The sequence below is a fragment of the Sphingobacterium thalpophilum genome (assembly GCF_901482695.1).
GTDB lineage: Bacteria > Bacteroidota > Bacteroidia > Sphingobacteriales > Sphingobacteriaceae > Sphingobacterium > Sphingobacterium thalpophilum.
Map to the genome: position 1 here is coordinate 1,781,793 of NZ_LR590484.1, position 16,799 is coordinate 1,798,591.

Here is a 16,799-nt window from a genome sequence, read left to right on the forward strand (position 1 = left end):
TTGTCATGAAAAATAAAATATCGTCTTAAATAGCTTATTTTAAGCTTGTATGTTTATTATTTTAAGTTGTTGATTTTCAGTATATTAACTCATGTGTACCATTAGTACGCTAATGTCCGATGGTGAGACCCCCGATATTCTTGAGGCTTGGCCTAGTGTTCGGGGTTTAACTTTTGCCAATTTCTGTCTTGCTTCTATTGAAAGAGAAGTTAGCTGCGTATAATCAAAATTCGGATTTATCTCCCTATCCTCCATTTTTTTCATTCGATTGACAATTTCAACTTCTTTCTCAAAGTAGCTTTCATATTTCAGATTGATCTCCGCTTGCTCTATTGTTTCTTCATCAAAGCTTGCGACGAATTGTGCAAACTCATTATCGCCTTTTATGATATCCTGTATATTGACTTGAGGCCTAGCCAGTACATTACTTAATTTTGTTTTCTGAACGAGCGCAGATGATCCTACTTCCGCAAGTACCGCATTCATCTTATCTAAATTTGTTGAATGCTGTTTGAGGTAATTGATGATAGCATTTGAGTTGTTTATTTTTTCTTGGACTTTTTTAAGTCTTTGCTCAGATACCAAGCCAAGGCTATGGGCTAGCGGTGTTAGCCGAATGTCTGCGTTGTCTTGACGTAGTAACAAACGGTGCTCGGCTCTCGATGTAAACATACGGTATGGCTCTTCCGTTCCTTTGGTGACCAAGTCGTCAACAAGTACTCCGATATACGATTCGGATCTTTTCAGGATAACTTCCTTGTCGTCGTTGATGCGCTGATGAGCATTAATTCCTGCTAGGAAACCTTGTGCAGCAGCCTCTTCATATCCTGTCGTTCCATTAATCTGCCCAGCAAAAAATAAGTGTTTTACCAGTTGAGTCTCTAAAGTCAGATCGAGTTGCATGGGTGGAAAATAATCATATTCGATTGCATATCCTGGGCGGTACATTTTGGCATTTTCAAATCCTGGAATAAGTTGAAGTGCTTTTAACTGGACGTCTTCGGGTAAAGAAGTGGAAAAACCATTTACATAGATTTCTACTGTTTTAAAGCCTTCGGGCTCGACAAAAATTTGATGTCTATCACGCTCGGCGAAGCGATTTATCTTATCCTCTATGGATGGACAGTAACGCGGACCGAGACCCTTGATACGGCCTGTAAACATAGGTGATTTTTCAAATCCTGTTCTGAGCATTTCATGGACTTTCTCATTTGTATAAGTGATCCAACAGCAACGTTGTTCTTTCGGTACTTCCACGTTGCTGTATGAAAACCTTCCTCTTTTTTCATCGCCCCATTGCTCTTCCATCAGCTTATAGTTAAGGCTGCGACCGTCTATTCTTGGAGGTGTTCCGGTCTTCATACGACCAGATTCGAAACCCAAAGATACCAGTTGCTCAGTAAGTCCTGTCGCTGCTTTTTCGCCGGTTCGGCCTCCTCCAAATTTTTTATCTCCGATATGGATAACGCCGTTCAGAAATGTTCCATTTGTGAGTACGACTGCATCCGATTCTATTTCTATTCCCATCGAGGTAATGACGCCACATGCTTTACCGTTTTTGACGATCACTTCCTTAACAGTGTCTTGCCACATGTCTAAGTTCGGAAGAGATTCCAGTTGTAAGCGCCACTCTTCTGCGAAACGCATACGGTCATTCTGAGTTCTTGGACTCCACATGGCTGGACCTTTTGACAGGTTAAGCATCCTGAATTGAATTGTTGACTTATCTGCTATAATTCCTGTATACCCTCCCATGGCATCAATTTCTCTGACAATTTGCCCTTTCGCTACGCCACCTATAGCAGGATTACAGCTCATTTGTGCGATCACTCCCATATTCATCGTGATGAGCAATGTTGATGAACCAAGGTTTGCGGCAGCCGCGGCTGCTTCACAGCCTGCATGACCTGCACCGACAACTATTACATTATATTTTTTAAACATCTTCTTATTCTGGTTCCACGTGAAACGTGGCGTTTTTATTTATTTTACAAATTTAGTCTTTCCCGGTGTTCCACGTGAAACGCAGGAAAAATTTTACATAAATTCAGCAAGAGTCATCCATCTCTCCGATTTACTGTCAATCAAATTTTGTAGGTTTTGAATTTCTTCCGCTACTGTCGCTAACTCGGTGTGGTTAGTCAATGTGTTTAATTGAATGACTTTAGCTTTTAATACCTGTTCGAGTTCGTCGATCTCACTTGCAAGTTTGTTATATTCCAGCTGCTCTTTATATGATAATTTTTTCTTTTCCTCCTTTATCTTAGGTAGGTCCGTTTGTTGTATACTCTTTTTTTGTTTTTCCTTTTCAGATTTCTGATGTGCTTCCTGCTCCAGCTTAAAGTCAGCGTAGTTACCATTGTAAATACGGATGATTCCATCTCCCTCGAAGATGAATAATTGATCTGTTAATTTGTCCAGTAAATAGCGGTCGTGTGAAACTAAAATTAATACACCTTTATAATTATGTAGAAAATCCTCGAGTACATTTAAGGTATCAATATCAAGATCATTTGAGGGCTCATCCAATATGAGAAAGTTTGGATTTTTCATCAAGACGCGCATGAGCTGAAGCCGTTTCCGCTCACCACCACTGAGTTTGTTCACTAAACCAAATTGTTTCTCGGGTGGAAATAAAAAATGCGTTAATAGCTGTGAAGCCGTAATTACTTCGCCGTTTGCCATCTCAATATAATCGGCAATATTTTTTACCACGTCGAGCACCCTGTCATTTTCATTTACTGCTAGACCACCTTGCTTATAATATCCGTATACGGTGGTTTCACCGACGCTAATGTTGCCAGCATCCGCTAATTCCTCCTGCGTAATCAGATTTAAAAATGTCGATTTACCTGTTCCGTTCTTTCCTGCTAAACCTATTCGGTCTCCTCTTTTGAATGTATAGGAAAAGTTCTTTATAATGATCTTTTTTCCGTAGTGTTTGGTGATGTGATCGAGTTCTAGGATTTTAGACCCTTGCCTACTTACTTTGACACTCAATTGTACTGTATCATTTCCTTTTATGGCCTTGGACTTTTCCTCTAGTTCATAATACGCATCAATTCGTGATTTAGACTTAGTCCCTCGTGCTTGCGGCTGGCGCCGCATCCATTCCAATTCACGACGTAACAAGTTTCTGCTTTTTTCGACCATGACCGCATCGATGGACTCTCGCTCCGATTTCTTCTCTAAAAAATACGCGTAGTTTCCCTTATATGTATATAAATTTCCACGGTCAAGTTCACGAATTTCTGTACAGATATTATCTAAAAAATAACGATCATGTGTGACCAGTAGGACTGTTTTATTTCCTGTGGTAAGTAACTTTTCCAACCATTCAATTGTTTCGATGTCAAGATGGTTGGTAGGCTCATCCAGAATATATACATCTGGTTCATCAATCAAGAGTTTTGCCAGCGCCAGCCGCTTTCGCTGCCCACCCGAGAGACTATGAATATTTTGCTGAAAATCCATAATGTTCAGACGATTCAAAATCGTTTTAATATTATGTTCATATTCCCATGCATTCAAAGAACTTATCTTTTCAGTGAGATCTTCCAGTTTAGACTGATCGATGTGCTCGAAAGCTAACAGTTCTTCATAATCTCTAATGAGCCGCTGCTGATCATTATCTGCACTATAAATAAAATCATTGATTGATTGAAGGCCCGTGAAATCGGGATCCTGTTCTAGATAGCCTATTTTTATACCTTTCTCTTTGACAACTTTTCCCGACGTTGGAATTGTCTGACCTGCCAGAATAGATAATAATGTCGACTTACCTGTTCCATTTATTCCGACTAAGGCGACCCGTTCCCCTTTTTGCAATCCGAAATGTAGATCCTTAAAAAGCCATCTGTCATGAAAGGAATGGCTTACTTGTTCTGTAGCTAAAATACTCACGTTATATCACCCTAATTAAATTTAATCAAAATGTAATACAAAACCTGAGATATAATTATATCTTTATGAATTCTGTATTTTATTGAAAATCAGAATGTTAAGTATTTTTTTCTGATTTTCAATTATGTATATATTAATCAATAATCTTGCTGATTGTTGATTGTGTAAATCTACTGGGTGTCTTCCGATACGACCTCGGATGCAGCTAACGTCATTCAATACTTAGCATTCGTATATGTGTTCACTAAGAACGTTCGCAAAAATAAAGAAATACTTTCTTATTCGCTGCGAAAAAAACTTCGTAGTGTGCTAATTTGGTAATAATGATATTAACTTGATAAATTTAATTCAATGCGTAATCAGCAATGAGATTGAAACGAGGTATTTCAACCTGAAAGTTACTATTATCCAACGCACGAACCATGTTATAATGACCTTCCATAAATCCAAACTCACTATTCAGGTTGCAACCTGATGTGTATTGATGTATTTGGCCCGGCGCTATTACAGGCTGCTCGCCTACGACCCCCTCTCCGGATACTTCTCTATAATCTCCCTTGGCATCGAATATTTTCCAATATCTGCTGATGAGCTGTACCGTGTAATCACTCAGATTTTCAATGCTGATATGATAAGCAAACATAAAATGTTCACGGTCAGGATTAGAGTACTCCGACTGATAGCTGGTTTCAACCGAGATTTTTACGCCTTCTGTAATTTGTGTGATCATTGGATGATGTTTATTGTTGCAACAAATACTTACGCTAAATTACTAATAATGAGTTTAAAATTCGAAATTTTAACGATTTTTAAAGGTAAGCAGGACTCAAGTTGAAAAATACTATTTCTAAATGGACGTTAATTAGTAGGTTTGTATATGGCAAATGGAGTATTATATTTGATCCCAGTCCCCTTGAGCGAAGATGCTGCGCCCAAGTCATTCACCCCTTTTTTGATTGATACCATCAATTCACTTGATGAATATATTGTAGAGAATGAAAAGACAGCGCGGAAGTTCTTGAAACAAGCTGGGTTGAAGATTCCGCAAAGTGCATTGATAATCCATGATTATGGAAAGCATGCCCGTGAAAAAAGTGATTCTAGCAAGTTTTTTTCGGGTTTGAAACGAGGAAAGGACGTTGGGTTAATGTCGGAGGCCGGTTGTCCCGGAGTGGCCGACCCCGGAGCGGATATTGTTGCGGAAGCTCATAAGCTTGGAATTAAAGTGGTCCCACTGGTTGGACCCAGTTCGATATTATTAGCTTTAATGGCTTCTGGATTTAGCGGACAGAAATTTGCATTTCATGGCTACTTACCTATTGATAAAAACGAACGTTCAAAAAAGATCAAAGAACTCGAAAATCAGTCTATGCGTGAGAAGCAAACACAGATATTTATCGAAACTCCCTTTAGAAATAATCAGCTTCTGGAAGATATTATCAAGACATGTAAACCAGCAACGGGCCTCTGTATAGCGTGCAATGTAACCTCAGGCGAGGAATATATCCGTACTCGCACTGTGGCGGAATGGAAAAAACATAAAGAGGACTACCATAAGAAGCCGGCAATATTTTTGCTCTATGTATAGGGACCAATGTTTGGTGCCTCCCCTCCCCCATCTCGCTTTAATAGGCAGGATTTTTTGAAAATGGTCCGATAACGCTGTTAAATAGTTATATTGAGGGTGAGTGAGTGGTTACAGTTTCTGTCTTGTGGACCATCCAAGCCGGATTACATTTGATGTATAGGATCGTTCTAAGCAGTATAATAAATAAATGTCGGAATCAACAAAATATATAATATGTTGAATAATAAAAAAATAGCGGTTGCTATATCATTTTTTATGATAATTGCATGGGGCAAAATTGCTTATGCACAGCCTGCTGTTTATGTCATTGTGCATGGTGCTTGGGGAGGTGCTTGGCAATTTAAAAGTACAGCCAACGAGCTGGAGAAAGATGGTGGTAAAGTATATCGTCCTACACTGACCGGATTGGGTGAGCGTTACCATCTGGCCGATACTTCAGTTGGACTACAGACTCATATCAACGACGTAGTGAATACAATTCTTTTTGAGGATCTTAAAAACGTTGTATTAGTAGGACATAGCTATGGCGGCATGGTCATCACAGCGGTTGCCGATAGTCTACCTGGTAGGATTAAAAAGTTGGTTTACGTAGATGCTATCCTCCCCGATAACCAAGAATCTGTTATGATGCTGATGAGCAAATCCGACGGTTCCAACGGCCTGTTGGCATCCGAAAGCAATGGCTATGTAATGCCGTTCTGGGTAAAGGATGGTGGGAAATTTCCGCGAGATGTCCCCCACCCTCTGAAGACAATGACTGACAGGATCAATCTAAGTAATCCAGCACGGGAACGTATTCCATCGACCTATATTTTGACTTATGAACAAGGGAAACCTATGGAGCGTGATGACTTTTATCCCTTCTATGAAAGGGCAAAACAGCGACATTTTAAAACACGTGAACTGATCTCGGATCACAATCCGCAGATAAAAAAATTGCAGGAATTAGTAGATTTGTTAGAGCAGGAGAAATAGATATACATTAGCATAGTTGAATGACAAAAGAAGAATTAATCAATGAATTGAGTAAACCGGAAGTGCAAGTTATTGTTTTCGGTATTTTGGCCATACGGATTATCGTTTGGCTCTTGTTTGCGAATACTATCCGCAAGACGTTAAATTTGGTGGCCGTTGAAAATAGACTAATGACACCTGGGCAATCCTGGTTGGTAGCAGTTCCCTTAGTTAATATTTACTGGAATTTTCAGGTTGCTTCCCGTTTAAGGGACTCGCTTATTAATGAGTTTTATGACCGTAAGATAGCTGTGGAAGAAAATCCAACGTTTAAGAAAGGCTCTTTGTATGCGTGGGTTTATCTGGTGACAAATATCCCGATGCCGTTTTCAATTTCTGGGCTGCTTGCAGTTATGCACTTTGTCACATTAGCCAATTATTGGTTTAACATTAATGCAAATCGTAGGATTTTAGAGGAGCACAACAAGTTTAGAGAAAAGGAGGTAGTAATAGATCATGAAAATTAAAGAAGTCATTCAGTATTTGGAACAATTGGCGCCATTGGATTTGCAGGAGTCGTATGATAACTCCGGACTTATCGTAGGTGATGCAAACCGGGAAATCAGCAGCATTCTGATTTCACTGGATTGTACAGAGGCTGTTGTTCAGGAAGCCATAAATAAGGGATGTAATTTGATTATCTCCCACCATCCTATTGTCTTTAAAGGATTAAAGAAAATTAATGGAAAAAATTACGTGGAACGTACTGTAATCAAAGCTATAGAAAACAAAATCGCGTTGTATGCGATCCACACCAACTTGGATAATATCGTCGGGGGAGTAAACTCAAAGATCGCCGACCGACTGGGTTTAGTTAACCAGGCTATTTTGGCATCCAAGAGTAATGTATTGCGAAAAATGGTTGTGTTTGTGCCGCGAAGTCATGTGGAAGAAGTAAGACAAGCGCTATTTGATGCCGGCGCAGGGCAGATTGGAAAGCATTATGATCAGTGTAGCTTTAATACAGCAGGCTATGGTAGTTTTAGACCTTTGGAGGGCGCGCAGCCCACTATTGGTGAAACAGGTATCCAAGAGCGCGTTGAGGAAACACGTATTGAGGTGATCTATAGACGTTCTATTGAGCGAAAGCTGCTTTTAGCGCTTTACGAAGTACATCCTTACGAGGAAGTGGCTTATGATCTATTTGATTTACAGAATACGGCCACGGAAATCGGCGCTGGTATGATTGGCAACCTGGTGGAGCCGATGGACGAAAAAGAATTTTTGGCATATTTAAAAGAAAAGCTTAACTTAAATGTCATTCGGCATACCGCCTTATTAGATAAAAAAGTCAGCCGCATAGCTGTCTGTGGGGGAGCAGGTGGATTCCTACTGGATGCAGCCAAGCGCTCGGGGGCAGATTTTTTTGTTACCGCTGATTACAAATACCATGAATTTTTTGATGCGGAACGCGAGATTGTCATCGCCGATACAGGACATTTTGAGAGCGAACAATTTACGCAAGAATTATTGTACGACATTATTACGAAAAAATTTCCTAACTTTGCAACCTTAACAACAGAAATAGATACAAATCCTATAAAATACTACAGTTGATGGAACAAACCGTAGAACAAAAATTGAAAGCATTATGGCTTTTGCAAGCCATACATACTAAAATAGACAAGATTCGCCAGGTTCGTGGCGAGTTGCCTATGGAAGTTGCAGATCTTGAAGATGAGATTGCGGGTTTAGAAACTCGTATCGAGAAGATCAGAACGGACTTAGACGATTTAGAAGATTCGATCGTTAAGCGCAAAAACATGATTAAAGATGCTCAGGCTGCTATCAAAAAATATGAGTCGCAGCTCAATGAGGTTAAAAACAATCGTGAATACGACGCTATTTCAAAAGAAATTGAAATCCAAGGACTTGAAATTCAAGTCTGTGAAAAGAGAATCAAAGAAGCTGAGTTTGAGATTCGTAACAAAACAGAAAACTATGATGCTACGGTAAGTAATCTTGAATATAGCAAAAACGAACTTGAGGGTAAAAAGAAGGAATTGGAGACAATTACTGCTGAGACTCAAAAGGAAGAGGATGCCTTATTGGCTAAGGCATCTGAAGCTGAAGCGAATATTGAAGAACGTCTGGTTAAAGTGTATTATCGTCTGCGTAATTCTTTCAAAAATGGCCTGGCTGTTGTTTCCATTGACCGTGACAGCTGTTCAGGATGTCACAATAAAATCCCAGCTCAGATGCAATCTGAGATTCGTCAGCGCAAAAAAATCATAATCTGCGAACACTGCGGTCGCGTATTGGTTGATGAAGGTATCGTATTGGAAATTGAACAAGAATACGGTTTTTAATCTGACTCACAGTATATAGGCCCTGCTCAGCGAGCAGGGCTTTTTTTGTTCTTTTTTATGCAACTTTGTTGATATAAGTAACTAATCAATCGGCAAAATCGTAGCTTTGCATATAAATTTTAACCACTAAATATTTATGAAGAAAACTCATTTCAAGTTTATCGCAGCGTTTTTGGTAGGAACAGCCATTCCAAATGCTAAAGCGCAAGAGACTTTATTACTTCGAAACCCGAGCATCAGTGTCAACAATATTGCTTTCGTATATGGTGGAGACATCTGGATAGCAGACAAAAATGGAACCAATCCCCGCCGTCTGACAACTAATCCCGGAGTCGAACAAAATCCGATATTTTCGCCCGATGGCAAGAAAATCGCATTTACGGGTAATTATGATGGTAATACGGATGTATACGTCATGCCCATTGAGGGCGGAGAACCGAAGCGGATTACCTATCATCCAGCCTCAGATGTACTACGTGGCTGGCTAAATAACGATGAAGTGTATTACACGACATCGCGCGATTTTACTTATGCTTTGAGTCCCCGGTTGTACAGTTCTCATATTCAGCGGCTGGGTATGGATAAGGCACTGATGATGCCAGAAGCTACGCAGGGCAGCCCCTCTCCGGACGGACGCTATTGGGCATATATTAAAAATACTGATCCTACCGAACGTGATCGCGTAGCATTTAAACGGTATAGGGGTGGTGGTATGCCAACGATCTGGATTTTTGATACAAAGACTAAGGAAATCGAAGCAATTCCACATGTTAAAAGCAACGATGTTAAGCCGTTATGGTTGGGCAATAAAGTATATTTTCTCTCAGATCGTGATAAAATAGTAAATATCTTCAGCTATGATACCAAATCCAAGAAAGTTGAAAAATTAACTGATTTTAGAGATTACGACATTCGTTCCTTGAATGGAAATGGAAATGATCTGATTTTTGAGTACGCGGGAAGACTGAATACATTGAGTCTGGAGACAAATAAAGTCAGTACTTTGCATGTCTCTGTCAATACAGATGCGATGTTTAAGCGTCCTTTTTATAAAAATATGAAAGACGATATTCGCTATGCAACGTTATCTCCTACTGGGCAGCGGGCGCTATTTGAAGCTCGGGGCGAGATTTTCACTGTCCCCAAAGAAAAAGGGGAAGCCCGTAATCTCTCCAATTCCCCCGGATCCCATGAGCGGTTTCCAGACTGGTCACCTAATAGTAAATGGGTTTCATATATATCCGATAAGAATGGATCTTATCAGTTGGTATTGGTGGATCAATTTGGTAAAGATCAACCTCTGTACTTTAATCTGGGGCAAAGTAATTTTTATTTCGAACCTACTTGGTCTCCGGATTCGAAGAAGTTGTTTTATAATGACGCACATCTTAATCTCTATTACATAGACATTGCTTCTAAAGCCATTGTAAAGGTAGCGGATGATAAACTAAGCGGGCAGACGGGTAGAGTATCCAACCATTTTCAGCCCAGCTGGTCTCCGGATTCTAAATGGATTTCCTATATCCGTACCCTGGAAAACGGTGTGCCCGCTGTGTTTATGTACCATTTAGATACGAAGAAAACACAACAGATTACAGACGGAATGAGTTCTGTTCGTAGTACTGCTTTCTCCCAAGATGGTAAATATCTCTTTTTTACAGCGAGTACCAATACCGGTTTAACCAATTCTGGTCTGCATATGTCAGCAACACAGCGTAACGTTGATTATACTGTTTATGCCTTTATCCTTTCGAGCAAAACGCCTTCTTTCTTTAAAAACGAAAGCGATGAAGAACAGATACGTGATGATAGAGCTGAAAAATCAGAGGTACCAGAGGACAAGAAGACCGCAAGAGTGAAGGAGAACGATAAAAAGGCACCTAAGAAAGATAAGAAGGAAGAAGCTCCCACAACTAGGCCCGTAGATAAATCCATTGAGGTCGATTTTGATCGCATTGAAAACCGAATCGTAGCACTGCCTTTACCTGTGGGCTCTTATTGGAGCTTAAATGGGCAGGTTCCTAATCAGCTAACTTACCAGCGCGGAGGCACTATAGGTGCCTACGATTTTAAAGACCTGGAAAATAAAACCTTAGTCGAGAATGCTCGTAGTTTTGCAATCAGTGCAGACGGCAAAAGAATGTTGTATCAGACGAGCAACGGCTATAATATTGTTCCTGCGGGTCAGAAAGTAGCATCTCCGACAACAGGTGCAGTCAAATTGGATGGTATCCAGCAACTAGTAGATCCTGTAGCTGAATGGAAACAAGTTTTTCATGAGGTATGGGCTATGCAAAAAGAATATTTCTATGTAGAAAACATGCATGGTGCTGACTGGAACGCTATGAAAACGAAATATGAAAAATTTCTTCCATTTGTTAGTCATCGCTCGGATTTGGGCTATCTATTAAACGAAATGATGGGGGAAATGGTTGTCGGACACAATTATATTTATCCGGGCGATCAACCTTCTACCCCTTCGGTATCTGTGGGGGTGCTGGGCGCCGATTATGCAGTCAAAAACGGGTATTATCAAATAGCCAAAATATTTACACGGCTGGAATGGAATCCTTCATTTAAAGCGCCTTTAGCCGAGCCGGGATTGAATATTAAAGAAGGAGACTATATCGTTGCAGTAAATGGTATTGAATTAACAGAAGATAGGGATATCTATAGCCTTTTTGACAATACAGTCGGCAAACAGGTTTCATTAAAGGTCAACTCCAAGCCTTCTCTTGTGGGCGCTCGGGAAGTGGTGGTGAAACCTATTTCGTTCAGTGATGAGATGAGCCTGCGGAGTATGGAATGGGTAGAACGCAACCGTAAGAGAGTAAATGACCTGAGTAATGGTCAGATCGCTTATGTTTACATGCCTAATACGGGTCCTGAGGGATATACCTACTTCAACCGTTACTACTTCTCCCAAATGGATAAAAAAGCTTTATTGATGGACGAAAGAAACAATGGCGGTGGCTGGGTAGCAGATTATGTCATCGATCTGTTGTCGCGGGAATTAATTTCTGGCTGGGGTATCCGCGATGGAAGAGGATTTACGACTCCGGGCAATGGAATTTATGGGCCGAAAGCCATGATTATCAATGAAAATGCTGGTTCTGGTGGTGATATGATGCCATATATGTTCCGTTTCAAGGGACTTGGTAAGCTGGTTGGACGTACGACAATGGGCATTTTGGTTGGAATTAGTGGTTATCCGCCGCTTTTGGATGGTGGCCGTATCACTTCTCCAAATTTCGGTGTATATGATCTTAATGGGAATTGGATTATCGAAAACGAAGGTGTGGCACCGGACGTGTTCGTAGAACAGCTGCCAAAAGACCTCTTGGAGGGCCGTGATCCACAATTGGAAACGACAGTCAAGATTTTGCTGGAAGAGATGAAGACTTATCCATACAAAAATCTACAAAAACCTGTAGATCCAATCCGTGTTAATTAGTCCATAGAAGCATTGGAAATACCTTTAATAAATAAACTGATCCGGTGAAAAGCCGGCCTAACATTTTCATCAAAAGGGGCACATTCTGCTGAATGTGCCCTTTTTAATCTATTATCTACTGATCGACCAGCCTGTTCATCCCCAGAATTAATGCTGATTTTAAGTAAATAAAAGACAGAATTGCTTGGATATATGCCCTGAACAGCCTTTTATTCTTATCTTTAAAGCATATTTAATAAAAATGCATCCCGAACGAACAACACATCCTCTTCAGTCTTTATTACGTTTGATTCTGATGATTATCGGATTTACCTTTCTATCCCAGGTAATCTATATCCTATTGCTTTTCTTTTATTATAAATTTACAGGGCAAGACTTTTCGTTGAGTATCGTGATGCAAGGTTCCGCCAACGAAATGCGATTTCTGTTATTAATGAGCAGCTTAGGTTCTTTTGTCGTGCCTGCATACCTGATGAACACGCGTGAGGGGTACGGTATCTCGTATTTCAGACGGGAAACTAAGGGTAGGCCAGAGCAGTTTGCTTATATATTTCTTGCCATGTTGGCATTTATGCCGCTCATGAATGCTATTGGGCACTGGAACGAATCGATGCAACTGCCGGATGCTATGGAGTCAGTACAGCGTTGGATGGAGCAGAGTGAGAGAGAATCGGGAGAGCTTATCAAAAGCATCATTATGGAATCAGCTATCGCTGGCTTCCTGTTCAACATTCTGGTATTGGCGTTAGTCCCTGCCATAGGTGAAGAACTTTTGTTTCGGGGTGTATTGCAACATATCGTCGCACGATGGATTGCCAATCCGCATATGGTGATCTGGATAGTGGCTATTGTTTTCAGTGCGATACATTTGCAATTTTTTGGCTTTATACCGCGGATGCTGTTAGGCGCATTTTTCGGTTATCTGTATCTGTGGAGCAAGAATATCATACTTCCTATATTTGGGCATTTTGTCAATAATGCAAGTGCTACCGTCATGGCTTTTTATTATGCGCGAAATGGGAAGAGCTATGACGAACTCAATGCCTTTGAGCCTCAATCTTGGTGGATATATGTTGTAGCCTTCGTTTTTACTGTTATTTTTGTATTCTTATTTTATATGTCAACCCAAAAAGAAAATCATGGAGAACGATTGGAAGAGAATTAAAATATTTACGAACGCCATTGAAGCTGAGATTGTCAAACAAATGCTTGAGGAAAACGGTATCCCTGCAGTGGTGTTGAACAAGCAGGATTCTTCCTATCTGTTCGGGAAAATCGAACTCTATGTCAATGAAAACGCTATAGAGATCGCCGAAAGATTGATTGAGGAAGCGGAAGGAGATCGTTAATATGAAAACAAGAGCAATAACGGGAATCTTTTTTGTTGTTATAATGGTGGTGTCCACGTTGTTGGGGCCCTTTGTATTCAACGCATTTTATACATTACTCAGCGCTTGGTGTCTTTATGAGTTTTATGGCATTGTGACATCAGACGAGCGGTCGCCAAATAAAATGCTTGGTATCGTCATTAACCTGACTTTGTTCGTGCTGGGATCACTAGTCGCAATGAATCTGTTACAGGCCAGATTCCTATGGCTGATTGTTCCGTTGATTAGTCTGACCTACTTGGTTTCCCTTTTTCAGAAGCGGGTTTTTCCATTTAATGACATTGCCTATACCTTTTTGGGAATCGGTTACGTTAGCCTACCCTTTTTCCTGTTTGCCAAGCTCGGATTCATCCAAGGAGATTTTAACCATTACATCCCCTTGGGATTTTTGATTTTGCTCTGGACCAATGATACAGGAGCCTATCTTGCAGGAAGAAGTTTTGGTAAGCATAAATTATTTGAACGAATCTCTCCCAAAAAGACCTGGGAAGGTTTTTTCGGTGGATTTATTTTGGCGATTGTTGTGGCTATAAACCTGCATAAATACTTTGCAACCTTACCACTCTGGCAATGGATTACCGTAGCTGCAGTCATTAGTATCATCGGTACATTGGGGGATCTGGTGGAATCGATGTTAAAGCGGAGTCTGCACGTCAAGGATTCGGGCAATATTCTTCCGGGGCATGGCGGTTTTTTGGATCGTTTTGATGGTCTTTTACTGGCAGCGCCTATCGTGTATATATTCTTAATCTTAATTGCTTAAATTCGTTATGGCCTACATTCAAAAATCGACCTTTGATTTTCTCAGCGAACTGAAGGAAAATAATTCGCGTGAATGGTTTACTGAAAACCGCAATCAATATGAAGCTGCCTTGGCAGATGTCCGTGTTTTTTTGACAGAGTTAATCGCTGCACTGAGCGAAATCGATCCGAAAATCAACACGTCCATACAAGCCAATAAATGTTTATTCCGCATTTACAGAGATACGCGTTTTTCAAATGATAAAACACCTTATAAAACTTGGTTTGGAGCTGGCATATCTGTCGATGGACGTAAATTACAGGGACCTGAATACTACATTCATATTGGTGCTGAAAACTCATTTATAGCTTGTGGATATTGGCGGCCTGAAAAACAACACCTTGATGCCATTAGACAGGAAATTGACTATAATGGGGAGCAGCTGACAAAAATTATAAATCAAGTTTTAGAAGACGGAAAGATTACACTTTACAAGGAAGATCTGCTAAAACGTGCTCCTGCCGGTTATGGAGAAGATAATCCCTATATTGATCTGATCAAGTTAAAGAGCTTTGTTTTGGATCAGCCTTTAACAGTTAATGCGCTTTCAGGCAAAAACGCTCTGCAAGATATTGTTACTTCTTACAAAAGAATGCTTCCGTTTAAAGAGTTTTTACACGAAGCGATAGCGGGTGATTAGCTATTGTGGTAAACTTATTTTGCCCATACATATTGCAGGAGAATCTTTGATGTTGGCGACATGGGATCTGTTGCCAGCGAGTGTTTCGTTAGCCAATAGAGCAAAGAGCAGGGCTTCTTTCGCATCAGGATCAATGCCTAAAGCATCAAAGCTCAATACTGCTATTTTACCCAGTTTCCCCTTGATATGGTCTACAAGCAAGGGGTTATGTAGCCCGCCCCCACTGATATATACGGCAACATTATCTAATCCGGCGGACTGCTTTTGGATGGCATTGACTATGGCCTGTGCCGAAAAGCGGTTAAGCGTAGCCATTACATTTTGTGCCGATAGCTCAAGTGTACCCGACTTTTGCTGCGCTTTTCTAAGATAGGATAAGTTAAAGAGTTCAGGTCCTGTCGTTTTTGGGAAATCCAATGAAAGGAATTCCTCGGATAATAGCTGTTCTAATAGGCCATTATGAACACTGCCTTTTTTAGCGGTTGTGGCATCTTTATCCATCTCTACGCCGAAATGAGCTTTCATGAATTGGTTCATCAAGGTATTGCCTGGCCCCAGATCCGTAGCATACGCTTTTAACTCGCTGTACTGGTTTGGGATGAATGTAAAATTGGAAATACCGCCAATATTGAGCAAAAATCGATTTTCTGTCGGATGAGAAAACAGTAAGTAATCTCCATAGGCCGCTAATGGAGCGCCTTCTCCCCCAGCGGCAATGTGCTTTTGCCTAAAGTCGGAAAGGGTGATTATCCCTGTATCTACCGCAATATGATCCCCATCCCCTATCTGTAGTGTACTATTGGGCCAGCCGAGGTCTTTTGTCAGTGACTGTGGGGCGTGATAGACCGTTTGTCCATGGCTTGCGATGCAGTCGATTTCAGCTGCGGAGATACCCCAAGCTTGGAGAGCTTGGTTGATCAGCCTGGCATGCACAATACCTACATAAGCGTTTAGCCCTGAGAATACTTGCTGGTCGATTATTCGCTTTGCAAAAATTTCGCGTACTTTCGAACGGAAATCCTCCTCATAATCCATGGTGATGAACTTTTCTAAGCTTATTTTGCTTTTTTTTCCAGCATTTTCTATTCTGCACAAGGCAATATCAAGTCCATCAAGGGACGTACCAGACATCAAGCCAATTATCCGGCGTTCTTTTTTTTTCGCGATCTCGTAAAGCTTAGTAATTTGAGGATTCATGACCTAAAAATAAACACAAAAATCTTATGATGAATATCATTTTTGACAATTGAAGATATTTTGTAACTTCACGGCATTAAAAATCAAAAAATTAGATACAATGAATTTTCCAGCAGAATTGAAATACACCAAAGATCACGAATGGATTCGTGTTGAAGGTGATGAAGCAGTTGTAGGGATTACCGATTTCGCTCAACGTGAATTGGGGGACATCGTTTTTGTTGATATTAACACTGTGGGTGAGGAAATTGCCGCAAACGAAGTCTTTGGTACAATCGAAGCCGTAAAAACAGTTTCTGATTTGTTTTTACCGGTTACAGCAACAATTTTAGCTGTTAATGAGGCAATTGATGCGTCTCCTGAATTGGTTAATTCTGATCCATATGGCGAGGGCTGGATTGTACGAATTAAATTAAACAATGCAGCCGATGTCGATGCATTGCTATCCGCAGAACAATATAAAGAAGAAATAAACGCCTAATGAGCGTATAATATAAAAAAAGG

15 protein-coding genes are annotated in these 16,799 nt (G+C 40.5%); 11 read left to right on the forward strand and 4 right to left on the reverse strand.

Annotation, left to right across the window (positions count from 1 at the left end):
• Positions 1 to 84: 84 nt before the first annotated feature.
• From mnmG to apaG, 3 genes are all read right to left on the reverse strand, one after another.
• The gene (gene mnmG, locus FGL37_RS07600) at positions 85 to 1,944 is read right to left on the reverse strand and encodes a tRNA uridine-5-carboxymethylaminomethyl(34) synthesis enzyme MnmG (RefSeq protein ID WP_028071122.1); all 1,860 of its coding nucleotides are present in this window, start codon (positions 1,942 to 1,944) and stop codon (positions 85 to 87) included.
• Between the two features lie 93 nt (positions 1,945 to 2,037).
• Positions 2,038 to 3,903, reverse strand: a complete 1,866-nt coding sequence (locus FGL37_RS07605) for an ABC-F family ATP-binding cassette domain-containing protein (protein ID WP_028071123.1) — start codon at positions 3,901 to 3,903, stop codon at positions 2,038 to 2,040.
• A 343-nt stretch (positions 3,904 to 4,246) separates the two neighbouring features.
• On the reverse strand, positions 4,247 to 4,633 hold the full coding sequence (gene apaG / locus FGL37_RS07610) for a Co2+/Mg2+ efflux facilitator ApaG/CorD (RefSeq protein WP_028071124.1): 387 nt from the start codon (positions 4,631 to 4,633) through the stop codon (positions 4,247 to 4,249).
• A 147-nt stretch (positions 4,634 to 4,780) separates the two neighbouring features.
• Here apaG and FGL37_RS07615 point away from each other — a divergent pair, with 147 nt between their 5' ends.
• The 10 genes from FGL37_RS07615 to FGL37_RS07660 all read left to right on the forward strand — a co-directional run bounded on the left by FGL37_RS07615 (position 4,781) and on the right by FGL37_RS07660 (position 15,098).
• A complete protein-coding gene (locus FGL37_RS07615; protein WP_028071125.1) occupies positions 4,781 to 5,491 on the forward strand; it encodes an SAM-dependent methyltransferase in 711 nt (236 codons plus the stop codon).
• Between the two features lie 213 nt (positions 5,492 to 5,704).
• Complete coding sequence (locus FGL37_RS07620) at positions 5,705 to 6,466, forward strand: alpha/beta hydrolase (RefSeq protein WP_081817940.1); 762 nt, start codon at positions 5,705 to 5,707, stop codon at positions 6,464 to 6,466.
• A 20-nt stretch (positions 6,467 to 6,486) separates the two neighbouring features.
• Positions 6,487 to 6,972, forward strand: coding sequence for a hypothetical protein (locus tag FGL37_RS07625; RefSeq protein WP_051607166.1), 486 nt, complete (start codon positions 6,487 to 6,489; stop codon positions 6,970 to 6,972).
• Positions 6,962 to 8,062: a Nif3-like dinuclear metal center hexameric protein gene (locus FGL37_RS07630; RefSeq protein WP_028071127.1), complete on the forward strand. Its 1,101-nt coding sequence runs from the start codon at positions 6,962 to 6,964 to the stop codon at positions 8,060 to 8,062. The genes FGL37_RS07625 and FGL37_RS07630 overlap by 11 nt, the downstream gene beginning before the upstream one ends.
• A complete protein-coding gene (locus tag FGL37_RS07635; RefSeq protein WP_028071128.1) occupies positions 8,062 to 8,814 on the forward strand; it encodes a zinc ribbon domain-containing protein in 753 nt (250 codons plus the stop codon). Before FGL37_RS07630 ends, FGL37_RS07635 begins: the two co-directional genes overlap by 1 nt.
• Before the next feature lie 136 nt (positions 8,815 to 8,950).
• Positions 8,951 to 12,268, forward strand: coding sequence for a S41 family peptidase (locus FGL37_RS07640; RefSeq protein WP_037533972.1), 3,318 nt, complete (start codon positions 8,951 to 8,953; stop codon positions 12,266 to 12,268).
• A gap of 241 nt (positions 12,269 to 12,509) precedes the next feature.
• A complete protein-coding gene (locus tag FGL37_RS07645; RefSeq protein WP_037533974.1) occupies positions 12,510 to 13,433 on the forward strand; it encodes a CPBP family intramembrane glutamic endopeptidase in 924 nt (307 codons plus the stop codon).
• The gene (locus FGL37_RS07650) at positions 13,408 to 13,617 is read left to right on the forward strand and encodes a putative signal transducing protein (protein WP_037533976.1); all 210 of its coding nucleotides are present in this window, start codon (positions 13,408 to 13,410) and stop codon (positions 13,615 to 13,617) included. Before FGL37_RS07645 ends, FGL37_RS07650 begins: the two co-directional genes overlap by 26 nt.
• Before the next feature lies 1 nt (position 13,618).
• Complete coding sequence (locus FGL37_RS07655; protein ID WP_028071131.1) at positions 13,619 to 14,419, forward strand: phosphatidate cytidylyltransferase; 801 nt, start codon at positions 13,619 to 13,621, stop codon at positions 14,417 to 14,419.
• A gap of 7 nt (positions 14,420 to 14,426) precedes the next feature.
• On the forward strand, positions 14,427 to 15,098 hold the full coding sequence (locus FGL37_RS07660; protein WP_028071132.1) for a DUF2461 domain-containing protein: 672 nt from the start codon (positions 14,427 to 14,429) through the stop codon (positions 15,096 to 15,098).
• Here FGL37_RS07660 and FGL37_RS07665 read toward each other — a convergent pair whose 3' ends face one another.
• On the reverse strand, positions 15,099 to 16,295 hold the full coding sequence (locus FGL37_RS07665) for an anhydro-N-acetylmuramic acid kinase (RefSeq protein ID WP_028071133.1): 1,197 nt from the start codon (positions 16,293 to 16,295) through the stop codon (positions 15,099 to 15,101).
• A 100-nt stretch (positions 16,296 to 16,395) separates the two neighbouring features.
• Between FGL37_RS07665 and gcvH the strand changes: the two genes are divergently transcribed.
• On the forward strand, positions 16,396 to 16,776 hold the full coding sequence (gcvH, locus tag FGL37_RS07670; RefSeq protein WP_028071134.1) for a glycine cleavage system protein GcvH: 381 nt from the start codon (positions 16,396 to 16,398) through the stop codon (positions 16,774 to 16,776).
• The last annotated feature ends 23 nt before the right edge of the window (positions 16,777 to 16,799 follow it).

Excerpts from the sequence above, each read along its gene's own strand:
- mnmG (WP_028071122.1), bottom strand. The coding sequence starts at position 1,944 with ATGTTTAAAAAATATAATGTAATAGTTGTCGGTGCAGGTCATGCAGGC.
- FGL37_RS07640 (WP_037533972.1), top strand. The coding sequence starts at position 8,951 with ATGAAGAAAACTCATTTCAAGTTTATCGCAGCGTTTTTGGTAGGAACA.
- FGL37_RS07615 (WP_028071125.1), top strand. The coding sequence starts at position 4,781 with ATGGCAAATGGAGTATTATATTTGATCCCAGTCCCCTTGAGCGAAGAT.
- apaG (WP_028071124.1), bottom strand. The coding sequence starts at position 4,633 with ATGATCACACAAATTACAGAAGGCGTAAAAATCTCGGTTGAAACCAGC.
- FGL37_RS07625 (WP_051607166.1), top strand. The coding sequence starts at position 6,487 with ATGACAAAAGAAGAATTAATCAATGAATTGAGTAAACCGGAAGTGCAA.
- FGL37_RS07665 (WP_028071133.1), bottom strand. The coding sequence starts at position 16,295 with ATGAATCCTCAAATTACTAAGCTTTACGAGATCGCGAAAAAAAAAGAA.
- FGL37_RS07635 (WP_028071128.1), top strand. The coding sequence starts at position 8,062 with ATGGAACAAACCGTAGAACAAAAATTGAAAGCATTATGGCTTTTGCAA.
- gcvH (WP_028071134.1), top strand. The coding sequence starts at position 16,396 with ATGAATTTTCCAGCAGAATTGAAATACACCAAAGATCACGAATGGATT.
- FGL37_RS07655 (WP_028071131.1), top strand. The coding sequence starts at position 13,619 with ATGAAAACAAGAGCAATAACGGGAATCTTTTTTGTTGTTATAATGGTG.
- FGL37_RS07620 (WP_081817940.1), top strand. The coding sequence starts at position 5,705 with ATGTTGAATAATAAAAAAATAGCGGTTGCTATATCATTTTTTATGATA.
- FGL37_RS07630 (WP_028071127.1), top strand. The coding sequence starts at position 6,962 with ATGAAAATTAAAGAAGTCATTCAGTATTTGGAACAATTGGCGCCATTG.
- FGL37_RS07650 (WP_037533976.1), top strand. The coding sequence starts at position 13,408 with ATGGAGAACGATTGGAAGAGAATTAAAATATTTACGAACGCCATTGAA.
- FGL37_RS07645 (WP_037533974.1), top strand. The coding sequence starts at position 12,510 with ATGCATCCCGAACGAACAACACATCCTCTTCAGTCTTTATTACGTTTG.
- FGL37_RS07660 (WP_028071132.1), top strand. The coding sequence starts at position 14,427 with ATGGCCTACATTCAAAAATCGACCTTTGATTTTCTCAGCGAACTGAAG.